Annotated in this window: 15 protein-coding genes and 2 pseudogenes; 16 read left to right on the top strand and 1 reads right to left on the bottom strand. The window is 42.7% G+C overall.

Going from position 1 to position 16,324, the window contains the following annotated elements; all coding sequences use genetic code 11:
- Positions 1 to 3: 3 nt before the first annotated feature.
- From I6H78_RS05205 to purH, 14 genes and pseudogenes are all read left to right on the top strand, one after another.
- Complete coding sequence (locus tag I6H78_RS05205) at positions 4 to 240, top strand: acyl carrier protein (protein ID WP_000136435.1); 237 nt, start codon at positions 4 to 6, stop codon at positions 238 to 240.
- Positions 241 to 683: 443 nt separating this feature from the next.
- Positions 684 to 872 carry a class IIb bacteriocin, lactobin A/cerein 7B family gene (locus tag I6H78_RS05200; RefSeq protein WP_084921541.1) on the top strand — a complete coding sequence of 63 codons (189 nt, stop codon included), beginning with the start codon at positions 684 to 686 and terminating at the stop codon, positions 870 to 872.
- 17 nt (positions 873 to 889) lie between these two features.
- Positions 890 to 1,057 carry a bacteriocin gene (locus I6H78_RS05195; RefSeq protein WP_000415691.1) on the top strand — a complete coding sequence of 56 codons (168 nt, stop codon included), beginning with the start codon at positions 890 to 892 and terminating at the stop codon, positions 1,055 to 1,057.
- 9 nt (positions 1,058 to 1,066) lie between these two features.
- Positions 1,067 to 1,255 carry a hypothetical protein gene (locus I6H78_RS05190; RefSeq protein WP_198459011.1) on the top strand — a complete coding sequence of 63 codons (189 nt, stop codon included), beginning with the start codon at positions 1,067 to 1,069 and terminating at the stop codon, positions 1,253 to 1,255.
- 24 nt (positions 1,256 to 1,279) lie between these two features.
- Positions 1,280 to 1,489, top strand: coding sequence for a hypothetical protein (locus I6H78_RS05185; RefSeq protein WP_000869801.1), 210 nt, complete (start codon positions 1,280 to 1,282; stop codon positions 1,487 to 1,489).
- A gap of 209 nt (positions 1,490 to 1,698) precedes the next feature.
- Positions 1,699 to 3,852, top strand: coding sequence for a peptide cleavage/export ABC transporter ComA (comA, locus tag I6H78_RS05180; RefSeq protein WP_198459010.1), 2,154 nt, complete (start codon positions 1,699 to 1,701; stop codon positions 3,850 to 3,852).
- Between the two features lie 12 nt (positions 3,853 to 3,864).
- On the top strand, positions 3,865 to 5,214 hold the full coding sequence (gene comB / locus I6H78_RS05175) for a competence pheromone export protein ComB (RefSeq protein ID WP_198459009.1): 1,350 nt from the start codon (positions 3,865 to 3,867) through the stop codon (positions 5,212 to 5,214).
- A gap of 168 nt (positions 5,215 to 5,382) precedes the next feature.
- The gene (purC, locus tag I6H78_RS05170; RefSeq protein ID WP_198459008.1) at positions 5,383 to 6,090 is read left to right on the top strand and encodes a phosphoribosylaminoimidazolesuccinocarboxamide synthase; all 708 of its coding nucleotides are present in this window, start codon (positions 5,383 to 5,385) and stop codon (positions 6,088 to 6,090) included.
- A gap of 76 nt (positions 6,091 to 6,166) precedes the next feature.
- Positions 6,167 to 6,235: pseudogene (locus I6H78_RS09455) on the top strand (phosphoribosylaminoimidazolesuccinocarboxamide synthase); the annotation flags it as partial.
- Between the two features lie 56 nt (positions 6,236 to 6,291).
- Positions 6,292 to 10,017 (top strand): phosphoribosylformylglycinamidine synthase, encoded by a 3,726-nt coding sequence (locus I6H78_RS05165; protein WP_198459007.1) that lies wholly within the window; start codon positions 6,292 to 6,294, stop codon positions 10,015 to 10,017.
- 161 nt (positions 10,018 to 10,178) lie between these two features.
- Positions 10,179 to 11,621, top strand: a complete 1,443-nt coding sequence (purF, locus tag I6H78_RS05160) for an amidophosphoribosyltransferase (protein ID WP_198459006.1) — start codon at positions 10,179 to 10,181, stop codon at positions 11,619 to 11,621.
- A 38-nt stretch (positions 11,622 to 11,659) separates the two neighbouring features.
- Entirely contained in the window at positions 11,660 to 12,682 is a 1,023-nt protein-coding gene (gene purM / locus I6H78_RS05155) for a phosphoribosylformylglycinamidine cyclo-ligase (RefSeq protein ID WP_198459005.1), read from the top strand.
- Positions 12,679 to 13,224, top strand: a complete 546-nt coding sequence (gene purN / locus I6H78_RS05150; RefSeq protein ID WP_198459004.1) for a phosphoribosylglycinamide formyltransferase — start codon at positions 12,679 to 12,681, stop codon at positions 13,222 to 13,224. The genes purM and purN overlap by 4 nt, the downstream gene beginning before the upstream one ends.
- A gap of 15 nt (positions 13,225 to 13,239) precedes the next feature.
- On the top strand, positions 13,240 to 14,787 hold the full coding sequence (gene purH / locus I6H78_RS05145) for a bifunctional phosphoribosylaminoimidazolecarboxamide formyltransferase/IMP cyclohydrolase (RefSeq protein WP_198459003.1): 1,548 nt from the start codon (positions 13,240 to 13,242) through the stop codon (positions 14,785 to 14,787).
- Between the two features lie 182 nt (positions 14,788 to 14,969).
- On the opposite strand, the gene I6H78_RS05140 is transcribed toward purH, so the two are convergent.
- Complete coding sequence (locus I6H78_RS05140) at positions 14,970 to 15,512, bottom strand: TetR/AcrR family transcriptional regulator (RefSeq protein ID WP_198459002.1); 543 nt, start codon at positions 15,510 to 15,512, stop codon at positions 14,970 to 14,972.
- A 167-nt stretch (positions 15,513 to 15,679) separates the two neighbouring features.
- Here I6H78_RS05140 and I6H78_RS05135 point away from each other — a divergent pair, with 167 nt between their 5' ends.
- Both I6H78_RS05135 and I6H78_RS09470 read left to right on the top strand, forming a co-directional pair.
- Complete coding sequence (locus I6H78_RS05135) at positions 15,680 to 16,189, top strand: HXXEE domain-containing protein (protein ID WP_000025438.1); 510 nt, start codon at positions 15,680 to 15,682, stop codon at positions 16,187 to 16,189.
- Positions 16,190 to 16,254: 65 nt separating this feature from the next.
- Positions 16,255 to 16,323 (top strand): annotated as a pseudogene (locus tag I6H78_RS09470) (IMP cyclohydrolase); the annotation flags it as partial.
- Position 16,324 lies beyond the last annotated feature (1 nt).

The raw sequence follows: 16,324 nt of genomic DNA, 5'->3' as shown, positions 1-16,324 counted from the left end.
AAGATGACAGAAAAAGAAATTTTTGACCGTATTGTAACCATTATCCAAGAGCGACAGGGAGAAGACTTTGCCGTAACAGAGGCTTTGAGTTTGAAAGACGATCTAGATGCGGACTCAGTGGACTTGATGGAGTTTGTCTTGACACTAGAAGATGAATTTGGTATCGAAATCACTGATGAGGAAATCGACCAACTTCAAAGTGTAGCGGATGTAGTAGCGATTATTAAAGATAAAAAATAGCCAAAAGCAACATGCAAGTCATGTTGTTTTTTATTTGCAGAAAAAAGAGAAACTTTTAGTAGAAATTGCGAATAAAGAGATGAGAAAGAAAAAGGAGGAACGTTTATGTATGTGACCGGCTTTTATCCGTGGTTTATTAAGTGGTTTTTAAAATAAAAATGAATGAATTGTTTATTTTCGAATTGTTTTTCGAATAGATAGGTAAGGAAAAAGGGAAGGAGATTACGCGATGCATTTACCAATCTTATTGCCATGGTTAATCAAATGGTATTTAAAATAAATGAAATTTACTTGTTCATTTTAAATTACTTCTCGAATAGATAAGTGAGAAGAAAAGGAAGGAGAGAAGAAAATGATTTCAGTAATTTACCCAATCTGGTTTTTAAAATGGTTTAAAGCCTAGAAACCGTAAACTAAAAAAATAAAAATAAAGGAGAAAAAAGATGACAAACTTTGACAAAATGGAACAGAACTTTGTAGCTCTTACAGAAGAAGAGTTGACGGATGTGAATGGGGGAGCATGGCCGATTGTAGCTTGGGTGATTGCTAATCCTGTGACAGCAGCTAAAATTGCTGGTGGAATTACTGCAGCAGGAATTGCAGGTTATAATTATGTGACGGGTAGATGGTAATAGAAGGAGGAGATGATATGGAAAAATCTATTTTAAAATTTGAAACAATGACTGATACGGACTTGCAGGAAATTCAAGGGGGAGCCTTTCCCCTTCTTATCCCTGTGGCAGTTGGTTTTGTAAAAGGTTTTGTATATACAGGTGGAGCTATTTTAACAACTCGAGCACTCTTTTCAGGTAAATAGGAGTCTGCTATGAAAAAAATCTTATTAGGATTTGCTGAGGGGTATTTTGTCGTATCGATTATTCTTTATATCGCAACGTATTTGATTATGAAAAATCCGATCAATACTCTGTTTTATCCAGAAACCTATCCAATTCTGCTTGGTCTGTTTTATGTAGGATACAAGTACAAAACAAAAAAAAGTACGATTGGAAATTGATGAACCATCAGATCGGAGTTTGAGATGAAAGTTGTTCAATTACTACAAAAAGCTTGGTCAGAGTTTATTGTATTGTTTAGCTCTATAGCTTATCTAATGATTAGAATTGTGGCTGATGTAAACAAAATAAATCTACCTACGTGGTTTGAATGTTTTGATATACCTACGATTTCATTATTTTTGATGACATTTATCTCACTTTATAGAAGTAAAGAGAATATCATTTCAGAATAGTTTATTTCTGGACGTTCATTTTTTAACGGTTACTTTAAACAGGCAGAACTTTTGTTCTGCTTTTTTACATTTAAATGATAGTTTATGCTTTTTAAAGTGCGTTTTAGGCGCGAAAATGGTTTATTTGGGAATATTCTCCTGTTTTTATCCTTATTTGGTTAAAATAATCTTACAAATTTTTAAAGAGATTGTTAGAAAAAGGAGAAGATATGAAATTTAGGAAAAGGCACTATCGTCCCCAGGTGGATCAGATGGATTGTGGCGTGGCTTCTTTGGCTATGGTCTTTGGTTACTACGGTAGTTATTACTCCTTGGCTCATCTACGAGAGTTAGCCAAGACGACCATGGATGGGACGACCGCTTTGGGACTTGTAAAGGTGGCAGAGGAGATTGGATTTGAGACGCGGGCTATCAAGGCGGATATGACGCTCTTTGATTTGCCAGATTTGACCTTTCCTTTTGTGGCTCATGTGCTCAAGGAAGGGAAGTTGCTCCACTACTATGTGGTGATAGGTCAGGATAAAAAGCACATTCATATCGCTGATCCGGATCCTGGTGTCAAGCTGACCAAGATTTCCCGTGAGCGTTTTGCGCAAGAGTGGACAGGGGTCAGTATTTTTATGGCGCCATCTCCGGGCTATAAACCTCATAAGGAGAAGAAACAGGGTCTCCTATCCTTCTTGCCGATTTTATTCAAACAGCGTGGCTTAGTTACCAATATCGTCCTAGCGACACTCTTGGTAACCTTGATCAATATCGTGGGCTCCTACTATCTTCAGTCCATCATTGATAGTTACGTGCCAGATCAGATGCGCTCGACGCTGGGTATTATCTCTATTGGGCTGGTCATCGTCTATATCCTCCAGCAGATTTTGTCCTACGCGCAGGAATATCTCCTACTAATCCTTGGGCAGCGCTTGTCCATCGATGTGATTTTGTCCTACATCAAGCATGTTTTTCACCTGCCGATGTCCTTTTTCGCGACACGCAGGACAGGAGAAATCGTATCTCGTTTTACAGATGCCAACAGTATCATCGATGCGTTGGCGTCGACCATTCTGTCGATTTTCCTAGATGTGTCGACGATTTTGATTATCTCGCTGGTCTTGTTTTCACAAAATATGACACTCTTTTTCATTAGTCTGCTTGCGCTTCCCATCTATACAGTGATTATCTTTGCCTTTATGAAGCCTTTTGAAAAGATGAATCGTGATACCATGGAAGCTAATGCGGTTCTGTCTTCTTCTATCATCGAGGACATCAACGGTATCGAGACCATTAAGTCCTTGACCAGTGAAAGTCAGCGTTACCAAAAGATTGATAAGGAATTTGTAGATTATCTGAAAAAATCCTTTACCTACAGTCGGGCAGAAAGTCAGCAAAAGGCACTGAAAAAAGTTGCTCAGCTCCTGCTCAATGTTGCCGTTCTCTGGATGGGGGCAGTACTCGTCATGGATGGCAAGATGAGTTTGGGGCAATTGATTACCTATAATACTTTGCTTGTTTACTTTACCAATCCTTTGGAAAATATCATCAATCTGCAAACCAAACTTCAGACAGCGCAGGTTGCCAATAATCGCTTAAATGAGGTTTATCTGGTCGCTTCGGAGTTTGAGGAGAAGAAAACAGTCGAAGATTTGAGCATGATGAAGGGAGATATGATTTTTAAGCAGGTTCATTATAAGTATGGCTATGGTCGTGACGTCTTGTCGGATATCAATTTGACCATTCCGCAAGGATCAAAGATGGCTTTCGTGGGGATTTCAGGTTCGGGTAAGACCACCTTGGCAAAGATGATGGTTAATTTCTATGACCCTAGTCAGGGAGAGATTAGTCTGGGTGGTGTCAATCTCAATCAGATTGATAAAAAAGCCTTGCGCCAGTATATCAACTATCTACCTCAACAGCCCTATGTCTTTAACGGCACGATTTTGGAGAATCTGCTCCTTGGAGCCAAGGAAGGGACGACGCAAGAAGATATCTTACGAGCAGTTGAATTGGCTGAAATTCGGGAGGATATCGAGCGCATGCCACTGAATTATCAGACAGAATTAACTTCGGATGGGGCAGGGATTTCAGGTGGACAACGTCAGAGAATTGCTCTGGCGCGTGCTCTCTTGACAGATGCGCCTGTCTTGATATTGGATGAGGCGACCAGCAGTCTGGATATTTTGACAGAGAAGCGGATCGTGGATAATCTCATGGCTTTAGATAAGACCTTGATTTTCATCGCCCATCGCTTGACCATCGCTGAGCGGACAGAAAAGGTTGTTGTTTTGGATCAGGGCAAAATTGTCGAAGAAGGTACCCATGCAGACTTGCTTGCACAGAATGGCTTTTACGCCCATTTGGTGAATAGCTAGAAAGAGGAGAAGATGAAACCAGAATTTTTAGAAAGTGCGGAGTTTTATAATCGTCGTTACCATAATTTTTCCAGTCGGGTGATTTTACCTATGTCACTTCTGTTCGTGTTTCTGTTAGGATTTGCAGTTTTTGCAGAGAAAGAGATTAGTTTGTCTACTAGAGCCACTGTCGAACCTAGTCGGGTCATTGCCAATATCCAGTCGACTAGCAATCAACGCATTGTGGCCAACTATCTGGAAGAAAACAAGTTGGTCAAGCAAGGAGATCTACTCGTTCAGTACCAGCAAGGGGCCGAGGCTGTTCAGGTTGAAGCATACGCTAATCAGTTGGAGATGTTAAAGGATCAAAAAAAGCAGTTGGGTTATTTGCAATCCAGTTTGAAAGAGGGGAGTGATCAATTTCCAGAGGCGGATAAGTTTGGTTATCAGGAGATGTTTCGAGACTATCTCAGCCAAGCTAGTAGTCTTAGGAGTAATGTTTCTCAACAAAATGCCAGCATCTCCTCACAAAATGCGGCAGCAAGTCAGAGTCAGGCCGAGATTGGCAATCTTATCAGTCAAACAGAGGAAAAAATCCGAGACTACAAAACAGCTAAGTCAGCGATTGAAAAGGGAGATCAACTGGATAGTCAAAATGCAGCCTACTCTTTTTACCAAACCTATAAAAACCAAGGTGAAGAAGATCCGCAAGCTAAATCGCAAGTTATTGCGCAAGTGGATGCACAAATTGCCCAACTAGAGTCTAGTTTAGCTACCTATCGTGTACAATATGCGGGTTCTGGAGCTCAACAGGCCCACGCAACGGGACTGGATAGTCAACTGGAATCACTCAAATCTCAGCACTTAGTTAAAGTCGGTCAGGAATTAACTCTTCTAGATCAGAAAATTTTGGAGGCGGAATCAGGTAAGAAGGTTCAAGGAGGTCTGCTGGACAAGGGGAAGATTACAGCAAGTGAGGATGGGGTGCTTCACCTTAATCCTGAGACCAGTGAATCTACGATGGTCGCAGAAGGAACCCTGCTAGCCCAACTCTATCCATCCTTGGAAAAAGAAGGAAAAACTAAACTCACAGCCTATCTCAGTTCAAAAGATGTTGCAAGGCTCAAGGTCGGTGATTCTGTCCGTTTCACTACAAGCAAGGATGGTAATAAAGAGCTCGTTCTTGTTTCTGCGATTACGAATATTGACGCGACAGCTACCAAGACTGAAAAGGGCAATTTCTTTAAAATAGAGGCGGAGACCAGTCTGACTCCTGAACAGGCAGAAAGTCTTCGCTATGGTTCAGAAGGGCGTTTGACGCTAATCACAGGGAAGAAAAGCTATCTCCGATATTTTTGGGATCAATTTTTGAATAAAGGGTAATATTCGTGTTTTTCAGAGAATAAATGATTTTAAAACTGTAAGAAGAGTTCATCTTGCAGTTTTTCTTTATGCTTAAAATAGGAAAACGTTATTTATTCGTAAAAACCTTGAATTTTTCATGCTTTTGTGGTAGAATGTGCTCAAGTAAAACGAAAGGCGAACTTTAAAATGTCAAAACAACTGATCTATTCGGGAAAAGCCAAGGATATCTATACAACTGAGGATGAAAATCTCATTATTTCAACTTACAAGGACCAGGCAACTGCCTTCAACGGTGTCAAGAAGGAGCAGATTGCGGGTAAGGGAGTGTTAAATAATCAGATTTCATCTTTTATTTTTGAGAAATTAAATGCGGCTGGTGTAGCGACTCACTTTGTGGAGAAAATTTCGGACACGGAACAGCTCAATAAAAAGGTTGAGATTATTCCTTTGGAAGTTGTGCTCCGCAACTACACGGCTGGTTCCTTTTCAAAACGTTTTGGCGTAGAAGAAGGTATCGCATTTGAGACTCCAATTGTCGAATTTTACTATAAAAATGATGATTTGGATGATCCCTTTATCAATGACGAGCATGTGAGATTCCTTAAAATTGCGGATGACCAGCAGATTGCTTACTTGAAGGAAGAAACGCGTCGTATCAATGAACTATTGAAAGCTTGGTTTGCTGAGATTGGTCTCAAGTTGATTGACTTTAAGCTAGAGTTCGGTTTTGATAAGGATGGCAAGATTATCTTGGCAGACGAATTTTCGCCAGATAACTGCCGTTTGTGGGATGCTGATGGTAACCATATGGATAAGGATGTTTTCCGTAGAGGACTAGGTGAATTGACTGACGTCTACGAGATTGTTTGGGAGAAATTGCAGGCTTTGAAATAAACTGTTATAAACGGAAAACCTTCGTCTTTCAGATGTAAGGACTCAGGCTGAAAAGGTCCCCCAGACCTTTTCACTCCGTCGTGGCTTAGGAGAATTAACAGACGTCTACGAGATTGTCTGGGAAAAGTTGCAAGGTTTAAAATAACACCTTCAAGGTCATTTGTGAACATTGCAAGAGCTGAAATAAAGGAATAAGAATTGATGAATAAACGTATTTTTGTTGAAAAAAAGGCTGATTTTCAGGTCAAGTCAGAGAGTTTGGTGAGAGAGCTCCAGCACAACTTGGGACTTTCAAGCTTGAAAAGTATTCGCATCGTGCAAGTTTATGATGTCTTTGACTTGGCAGAGAACTTGTTTGCGCCTGCAGAAAAACATATCTTCTCTGAGCAGGTGACAGACCATGTATTGGACGAATCGGCTGTGCAGGCTGATCTTGCTAACTATGCTTTCTTTGCCATTGAAAGCCTGCCAGGGCAGTTTGACCAGCGTGCAGCTTCGTCACAAGAAGCCTTGCTTTTACTGGGAAGTTCGAGTGATGTGACGGTCAACATAGCTCAACTTTACTTGGTTAATAAAGATATTGATACAACGGAGTTGGACGCTGTCAAGAACTATCTGCTTAATCCAGTAGATTCTCGTTTCAAGGACATCACGACAGGGATTGCCAAGCAGGAATTTTCAGAGTCAGACAAGACCATTCCGAAATTGAATTTCTTTGAAAGCTATACAGCAGAAGACTTTGCCCGCTACAAGGCCGAGCAAGGGATGGCCATGGAAGTGGATGATTTGCTCTTTATCCAAGACTACTTCAAGTCAATCGGGCGCGTGCCGACTGAGACGGAGCTCAAGGTTTTGGACACTTATTGGTCTGACCACTGCCGTCACACGACTTTTGAGACAGAGTTGAAACAGATTGATTTCTCAGCTTCTAAATTTCAAAAGCAATTGCAGGCGACTTATGACAAGTATCTAGCCATGCGTGATGAGTTGGGACGTTCGGAGAAACCACAAACCTTGATGGATATGGCGACTATTTTCGGTCGTTATGAGCGTGCTAATGGTCGTTTGGACGATATGGAAGTGTCTGACGAAATCAATGCCTGCTCGGTTGAAATCGAAGTGGACGTTGATGGTGTCAAGGAATCTTGGCTCCTCATGTTCAAAAACGAAACCCACAACCACCCAACGGAGATTGAGCCATTTGGTGGGGCTGCTACTTGTATCGGTGGAGCTATTCGTGACCCATTGTCAGGGCGTTCTTATGTCTACCAAGCTATGCGTATCTCAGGTGCAGGTGATATTACAGCTCCGATTTCAGAAACTCGTGCTGGGAAATTGCCACAACAAGTCATTTCGAAAACAGCGGCTCATGGTTATTCTTCATATGGGAACCAAATTGGTCTTGCGACGACTTACGTTCGTGAGTACTTCCACCCGGGCTTTGTAGCTAAACGCATGGAGTTGGGTGCCGTTGTTGGTGCAGCTCCAAAGGAAAATGTGGTTCGTGAAAAACCGGAAGCGGGAGATGTCATTATCCTCCTCGGTGGTAAGACTGGCCGTGATGGTGTCGGTGGTGCGACAGGTTCTTCTAAGGTTCAAACAGTTGAGTCTGTAGAGACTGCTGGAGCAGAGGTTCAAAAAGGGAATGCCATCGAAGAACGCAAGATTCAACGTCTTTTCCGTAATGGCGCTGTCACTCGTCTTATCAAGAAATCTAACGACTTTGGTGCAGGTGGTGTCTGTGTAGCTATCGGTGAATTGGCAGACGGTCTTGAAATAGACCTCAACAAGGTTCCTCTTAAATACCAAGGCTTGAATGGAACCGAAATTGCCATCTCAGAATCACAAGAACGGATGGCTGTGGTGGTTCATCCTGAGGATGTAGATGCCTTCGTTGCAGAATGTAACAAAGAAAATATTGACGCTGTTGTGGTTGCGACAGTGACTGAAAAACCAAATCTAGTCATGCACTGGAATGGTGAAACGATTGTCGACTTGGAACGCAGTTTCCTTGATACCAATGGTGTGCGTGTCGTTGTCGATACCAAGGTTGTGGACAAGGATGTCAAACTCCCAGAAGAGCGCAAGACAAGTACTGAAGCCCTTGAAGCTGATACTCTTGCGGTACTATCTGACATCAACCATGCAAGTCAAAAAGGCTTGCAGACCATCTTTGATAGCTCTGTTGGTCGTTCAACAGTCAATCACCCACTTGGCGGTCGTTACCAACTCACACCGACTGAAGCTTCTGTTCAGAAATTGCCAGTTCAACATGGTGTAACGCATACTGCTTCTGTCATGGCTCAAGGATTTAACCCTTATGTGGCAGAATGGTCTCCATATCATGGCGCTGCTTATGCGGTTATCGAAGCAACTGCTCGTTTGGTTGCTGCTGGCGCCAACTGGTCTAAGGCTCGATTCTCTTACCAAGAGTATTTTGAGCGAATGGATAAACAAGCAGAGCGTTTCGGTCAGCCAGTAGCAGCCCTTCTAGGCTCTATCGAGGCACAAATCCAACTTGGCTTGCCATCTATTGGTGGTAAGGACTCTATGTCTGGTACATTTGAAGAATTGACGGTGCCACCAACCTTGGTTGCCTTTGGGGTAACGACAGCAGATAGCCGTAAGGTGCTCTCTCCTGAGTTCAAGACTGCTGGTGAAAATATCTACTACATCCCAGGTCAAGCTCTTTCTGCTGATATCGACTTTGATTTGATTAAGAAAAACCTTGCTCAATTTGAAGCCATCCAAGCTGACCACAAAGTGACATCTGCATCAGCTGTTAAATACGGTGGTGTCCTTGAAAGCTTGGCTCTTGCTACCTTTGGAAATCATATCGGTGCAGAGGTAACCTTGCCTGAACTTGAAACGGCTTTGACAGCTCAATTAGGTGGATTTGTCTTCACCTCGGCTGAAGAAATCGTTGGAGTGGAGAAGATTGGACAAACAAGTGCCAACTTTACACTCCTTGTCAACGGTGTGAAGCTAGATGGACACAAGCTTGACAGTGCCTTCCAAGGGACATTGGAAGAAGTTTACCCAACTGAATTTGCTCAAGCAAAAGAACTGGAAGCAGTGCCAGCTATCGCTTCTGAGATAGTCATTAAAGCTAAAGAAACTATTGAAAAACCAGTGGTTTACATCCCAGTCTTCCCAGGAACCAACTCGGAATATGATTCAGCCAAGGCCTTTGAAAAAGAAGGTGCAGAGATTAACTTGGTGCCATTCGTGACCTTGAATGAAGAGGCTATTGTCAAGTCAGTTGAAACTATGGTTGACAATATCGGCAAGGCTAATATCCTTTTCTTCGCGGGTGGTTTCTCAGCTGCGGATGAGCCAGATGGATCAGCTAAGTTTATTGTCAATATCCTGCTCAATGAAAAAGTGCGTGTGGCTATTGATGGCTTTATCGCTCGTGGTGGCTTGATTATTGGTATCTGTAATGGATTCCAAGCTCTTGTCAAATCAGGTCTTCTTCCATACGGTAACTTCGAGGATGCCAGCAGTACTAGCCCAACCCTTTTCTACAATGATGCCAACCAGCACGTGGCCAAGATGGTGGAAACTCGGATTGCCAATACCAACTCACCGTGGTTGGCTGGAGTGCAAGTGGGCGATATCCATGCCATTCCAGTGTCGCACGGTGAAGGAAAGTTTGTTGTGACGGCTGAGGAATTTGCAGAGCTCCGTGACAATGGTCAAATCTTCAGCCAATACGTTGACTTTGACGGCAAACCAAGCATGGATTCTAAGTACAATCCAAATGGTTCTGTAAATGCCATCGAAGGAATTACCAGCAAGAACGGCCAAATCATCGGTAAAATGGGACACTCAGAACGTTATGAAGACGGTCTTTTCCAAAATATCCCAGGCAATAAAGACCAGCACCTGTTTGCGTCGGCGGTTAAATACTTTACTGGAAAATAAGATTTGCAGATTTTCTAATAGATAGTATCAGTAATGTAAAAGTCATGTAGATCTAGTTCGTGTTGATTGCAAATGCTTTATTTTGCGAGTGAAACGAGCTTCTACCGTATCATTCGGCTCTACTGAAGGAATGATGCAAAAATAAAAATTAGGTATAAAAAATGACATACGAAGTAAAATCTCTTAATGAAGAATGTGGTGTTTTCGGTATCTGGGGGCATCCAGATGCTGCTAAATTGACCTATTTTGGTCTCCACAGTCTTCAGCACCGTGGTCAGGAGGGGGCAGGAATCCTCTCCAATGATCAGGGGCAATTGAAGCGTCATCGTGATATGGGGCTTTTATCAGAAGTGTTCAGAAATCCAGCTAATTTGGATAAACTGACTGGAGCGAGCGCGATTGGGCATGTTCGTTATGCGACTGCTGGCGAAGCTTCTGTAGATAATATCCAGCCCTTCCTCTTTCGCTTTCATGATATGCAGTTTGGACTTGCTCACAACGGAAACCTGACCAATGCCGAATCGCTCAAGAAAGAATTGGAACAAAGAGGAGCTATTTTCAGTTCAACTTCGGACTCGGAAATCTTGGCCCACCTCATTCGTCGGAGTCACAATCCGAACTTGATGGGCAAAATCAAAGAGGCGCTCAGTCTCGTCAAAGGTGGATTTGCTTATATCCTGCTGTTTGAGGACAAGTTGATTGCTGCGCTTGATCCTAATGGCTTCCGTCCGCTTTCTATCGGGAAAATGGCAAACGGAGCGGTGGTGGTTTCGTCTGAAACCTGTGCCTTTGAAGTCATCGGTGCTGAGTGGATTCGTGATGTAAAACCAGGAGAGATTGTAATCGTGGATGACAATGGTATCCAGTACGATAGTTATACGAATGATACCCAGTTGGCGATTTGTTCTATGGAGTATATCTATTTTGCTCGCCCTGACTCCAATATCCATGGTGTCAATGTCCATACGGCCCGTAAGAGAATGGGAGCGCAACTAGCGCGTGAATTTGAGCACGAAGCGGATATTGTGGTCGGTGTACCAAATTCCTCGCTCAGCGCAGCTATGGGATTTGCAGAAGAATCCGGTTTGCCAAATGAAATGGGTCTCATCAAAAACCAATACACGCAACGCACCTTTATCCAACCGACTCAAGAATTGCGAGAGCAAGGGGTGCGGATGAAACTGTCTGCTGTTTCGGGCGTTGTCAAAGGTAAACGTGTGGTGATGATTGATGATTCCATTGTTCGTGGGACAACCTCTCGCCGTATCGTTCAGCTTTTGAAAGAAGCAGGTGCGACAGAAGTTCACGTTGCCATTGGAAGTCCTGCGCTAGCTTATCCATGCTTCTACGGGATTGATATCCAGACGCGTCAGGAGCTGATTGCGGCCAATCATACGGTAGAAGAAACCTGCCAAATCATTGGTGCGGATAGCCTGACCTATCTTTCGATTGATGGCTTGATTGAATCCATTGGGATTGAAACAGATGCGCCGAATGGTGGTCTCTGTGTCGCTTACTTTGACGGTGACTACCCAACGCCTCTCTACGACTATGAAGAAGACTATCGTAGAAGTTTGGATGACAAGATCAGTTTTTACAAATAGACGGATAAAGACTCTCCATGAAAGGAAAGGAAGAGAAGATGACAAATAAAAATGCTTATGCGCAATCTGGTGTAGATGTTGAAGCAGGTTATGAAGTTGTTGAGCGGATCAAAAAGCACGTGGCTCGTACGGAGCGTGCAGGTGTCATGGGAGCTCTTGGTGGTTTCGGTGGCATGTTTGACCTTTCAAAAACAGGTGTCAAAGAGCCGGTCTTGATCTCAGGGACTGATGGTGTCGGAACCAAGCTCATGCTGGCTATCAAATACGATAAGCATGATACCATCGGTCAGGACTGTGTGGCCATGTGTGTTAATGACATCATCGCTGCAGGTGCGGAACCTCTTTACTTCCTTGACTACGTAGCGACTGGCAAGAATGAACCAGCTAAACTAGAACAAGTGGTTGCTGGTGTGGCAGAAGGTTGTGTGCAGGCAGGCGCCGCCCTCATTGGCGGGGAAACGGCTGAAATGCCTGGTATGTATGGTGAAGATGACTACGATCTGGCTGGTTTTGCAGTCGGTGTGGCTGAAAAATCTCAAATCATAGACGGTTCAAAAGTAGCTGAAGGTGATGTCCTTCTCGGACTTGCTTCGAGCGGGATTCACTCAAATGGTTACTCACTCGTGCGTCGTGTCTTTGCCGACTATACAGGTGAGGAAGTCTTGCCAGAATTGGAAGGCAAGAAACTCAAGGAAGTCCTACTTGAGCCGACTCGTATCTATGTCAAGGCTGTCTTGCCACTCATCAAGGAAGAGTTGGTCAACGGTATTGCCCACATCACAGGTGGTGGTTTTATCGAGAATGTTCCTCGTATGTTTGCGGCTGACTTGTCTGCTGAAATTGAGGAAAGTAAAGTTCCAGTGCTTCCGATTTTCAAAGCTCTTGAAAAATACGGTGAAATCAAGCATGAAGAAATGTTTGAAATCTTCAATATGGGTGTGGGACTCATGCTTGCAGTTAGCCCTGAAAATGTAGATCGCGTCAAGGAATTGTTGGATGAACCAGTCTATGAAATTGGTCGCATCGTTAAGAAAGAAAACGAAAGTGTCATCATCAAATGAAAAAAATAGCGGTTTTTGCCTCTGGTAATGGCTCAAATTTTCAGGTGATTGCTGAAGAGTTTCCGGTGGAGTTTGTCTTTTCAGACCATCGTGACGCCTATGTGCTAGAGCGGGCAGAAAAGATTGGTGTCCTATCCTACGCTTTTGAACTCAAGGAGTTTGAGAACAAGGCAGACTATGAAGCAGCTCTTGTCGAACTCTTGGATGAGCACCAGATTGACTTGGTTTGTTTGGCGGGTTATATGAAAATTGTCGGCCCAACCTTATTGTCGGCTTATGAAGGTCGGATCATTAACATTCATCCAGCCTACCTACCAGAATTTCCAGGCGCTCATGGGATTGAGGACGCTTGGAAAGCTGATGTCGCTGAGAGCGGCGTGACCATTCACTGGGTGGACTCAGGTGTGGACACAGGCAAGGTCATCAAACAAGTCCGTGTTCCACGTCTAGCTGATGATACCATCGAAAGCTTTGAAGCTCGTATTCATGAGGCAGAGTACAAGTTGTATCCAGAAGTTATTAGAGAATTGTTGGATAAGTAAATGAAAGGAAATAACATGACTAAACGCGCCTTAATCAGCGTCTCAGACAAAGCGGGCATTGTTGAATTTGCCCAAGAACTCAAAAAACTTGGTTGGGATATCATCTCGACAGGTGGGACCAAGGTTGTCCTTGACAATGCTGGGGTGGAGACCATTGCTATTGACGATGTGACTGGTTTTCCAGAAATGATGGACGGTCGTGTCAAGACCCTTCACCCAAATATTCATGGTGGGCTCTTGGCTCGTCGTGACTTGGACAGCCATCTTCAAGCAGCTAAGGACAATAATATCGAATTGATTGACCTCGTTGTAGTAAATCTTTACCCATTCAAGGAAACCATCCTCAAACCAGACGTGACATACGCGGATGCGGTTGAAAACATCGATATCGGTGGGCCATCTATGCTTCGTTCAGCAGCTAAAAACCATGCCAGCGTGACGGTTGTGGTAGACCCTGTTGACTATGCTGTGATTTTGGACGAATTGGCAGCAAATGGTGAAACGACTTATGAAACTCGTCAACGTTTGGCAGCCAAGGTTTTCCGTCACACTGCGGCTTATGATGCTTTGATTGCGGAATACTTCACAGCTCAAGTGGGCGAAGCAAAACCAGAAAAACTCACTTTGACCTATGACCTCAAGCAAGCCATGCGCTATGGGGAAAATCCTCAACAGGACGCCGACTTCTACCAAAAAGCTTTGCCGACTGACTACTCGATTGCTTCAGCAAAACAGCTCAACGGTAAGGAATTGTCATTCAACAATATTCGTGACGCTGATGCGGCGATTCGTATCATTCGTGATTTCAAAGACCGTCCAACCGTTGTGGCTCTCAAACACATGAACCCATGTGGAATTGGTCAAGCTGATGACATCGAAATTGCTTGGGATTATGCTTATGAGTCTGACCCAGTGTCTATCTTTGGTGGAATTGTCGTCCTTAACCGTGAGGTGGATGCTGCGACAGCTGAGAAGATGCATGGCGTCTTCCTTGAAATCATCATCGCACCGAGCTATACGGATGAAGCGCTAGCCATTTTGACCAACAAAAAGAAAAACTTGCGTATCCTTGCCTTGCCATTTGATGCTCAAGATGCCAGTGAAGTGGAAGCAGAATACACAGGTGTTGTTGGTGGACTCCTCGTGCAAAACCAAGACGTAGTGAAAGAAAGCCCAGCTGACTGGCAAGTGGTGACCAAGCGCCAACCAACTGAGACAGAAGCGACAGCTCTTGAGTTTGCTTGGAAGGCAATCAAGTATGTGAAATCAAACGGTATCATCGTGACCAACGACCACATGACACTTGGTGTTGGCCCGGGTCAGACTAACCGTGTAGCTTCAGTCCGTATTGCCATTGACCAAGCTAAAGACCGCCTTGATGGCGCTGTGCTTGCTTCGGATGCCTTCTTCCCATTCGCGGATAACGTGGAAGAAATCGCTAAAGCAGGTATCAAAGCCATCATCCAACCAGGTGGATCTGTCCGTGACCAAGAATCTATCGAAGCAGCGGATAAATACGGCTTGACTATGGTCTTCACAGGAGTAAGACATTTTAGACATTGATGGGTATTTAAAAATTAGCTCATTATCAACTATGATGAATGATTTATCGCTAGCAATGAGAGAAGACGTAAGTGTTCTTCTCTTTTTGTATGTCTAAAACAATAAGCATTTTAGTGTTAGAAATTATTAAAATGATTTGTCAGAGCTGTTCATGACTAATCTCGAAAAACTCAGTTTCTCACTTAACTATTTTTCATACGTTTTATGGTGTTTAAGGTTGTTGTGACTAGCTCGTTAACAGGCATTGTGTGGTAATCTGTTTTTAACCATTCATCAAAAATATTGTAGAGACCTCCAACGATGAATCTACTATCATAGGTGATTTGTCTTTGATTACTATTTGTGACATGCCAAGGTGCCATGACAGTGGTATAAGCAGCAGAAAGCTTATCATAAGACCTTTGCAAGATAAGCACGAGCAAGTTTGCGTCTTGCAAAATTTTTAATGGCTCAGTGTACTGGCTCCAATACTGAAAGAAAAGGTTCACTAAATCTTCAAAATTAGTCAGTTTTGCTGTTTGAAGTTCGATAATATAGTCTTGAATTAAGCGGTCTAAATAGTTCGTAAGAACTTCCTCTTTTGAATGGTAATAACGATAAAACGTTCGTCTAGCAATTTGAGCATGTTCGCTGAGTTCAGCAATGCTGATATTTTGTAGAGACTTCTTAGTTGCTAATAAATCGAACAAGGCTTCTTCCAGCCATTGCCGCATTTGATATTCCATGATATTTTTCCTTTCCTGTCACACTTTTGATCAAACTGTGCCAATTTCTCTTAACCTCTTGTTTTTGTAACAGTTTATCTTTATACTAAAAGTGTTGCGCGTGATATATGATTATCATTTATTCTTAACATTGTACAATTGTTAGTTGTTATTAAGGAGGTAAAGATATGAGCATTCTTTTTAATGTTTGGATGCTACCTATTTTATTTATTTTACACGATTTTGAAGAAATGATTTTTATGCCCTTGTGGAAAACACGGCATCATCAAAAATTAGAAACTTTTAAGAAACCGTTCTTTGGTTCCGTTACGCAAGGCTCCGCTTTTGCAGTAGGTGTGTTGGAGGAATTTATCATCCTGGTGTTTATTTCTGGATTCTGCCAAATAACTCACAACACTTTACTCTATTTATCTTTTGTAATAGCTTATACATCTCATTTCATAATCCATTATATCATGTGCATGCGATTTAGGGGTTATGTTCCTGGAGTCGTCACAGTAACCCTAGAATTGCCAATGGTTCTAATGATTATTTCCCACTATTGGTCTTCTGACGTTCCTTTGTTATCAGTCTTTGTCTATCTTTTATTAGCCATGATAATAGCTTTTACGAATCTTAAAATAATGCATCTCATTATGCCAAAAATCCAAACACATCTAGAAAAATATGCGAAATGAAAAACGATTAAATGAGAGCTACTTTTTAACCTTTCTGATATAACTGGTTAATGAGTAGCCAATAATCTATCGAAGCTGCTGACAAATACGGCTTGACTATGGTCTTCACAGGAGTGAGACATTTTAGACATTAAG

The organism is Streptococcus oralis (assembly GCF_016127915.1).
In the GTDB taxonomy this organism is placed as follows: Bacteria; Bacillota; Bacilli; order Lactobacillales; family Streptococcaceae; genus Streptococcus; species Streptococcus oralis_BO.
The sequence above is the reverse complement of the archived record's forward strand: the minus strand, read 5'-3'. Positions and strand labels throughout refer to the sequence as shown.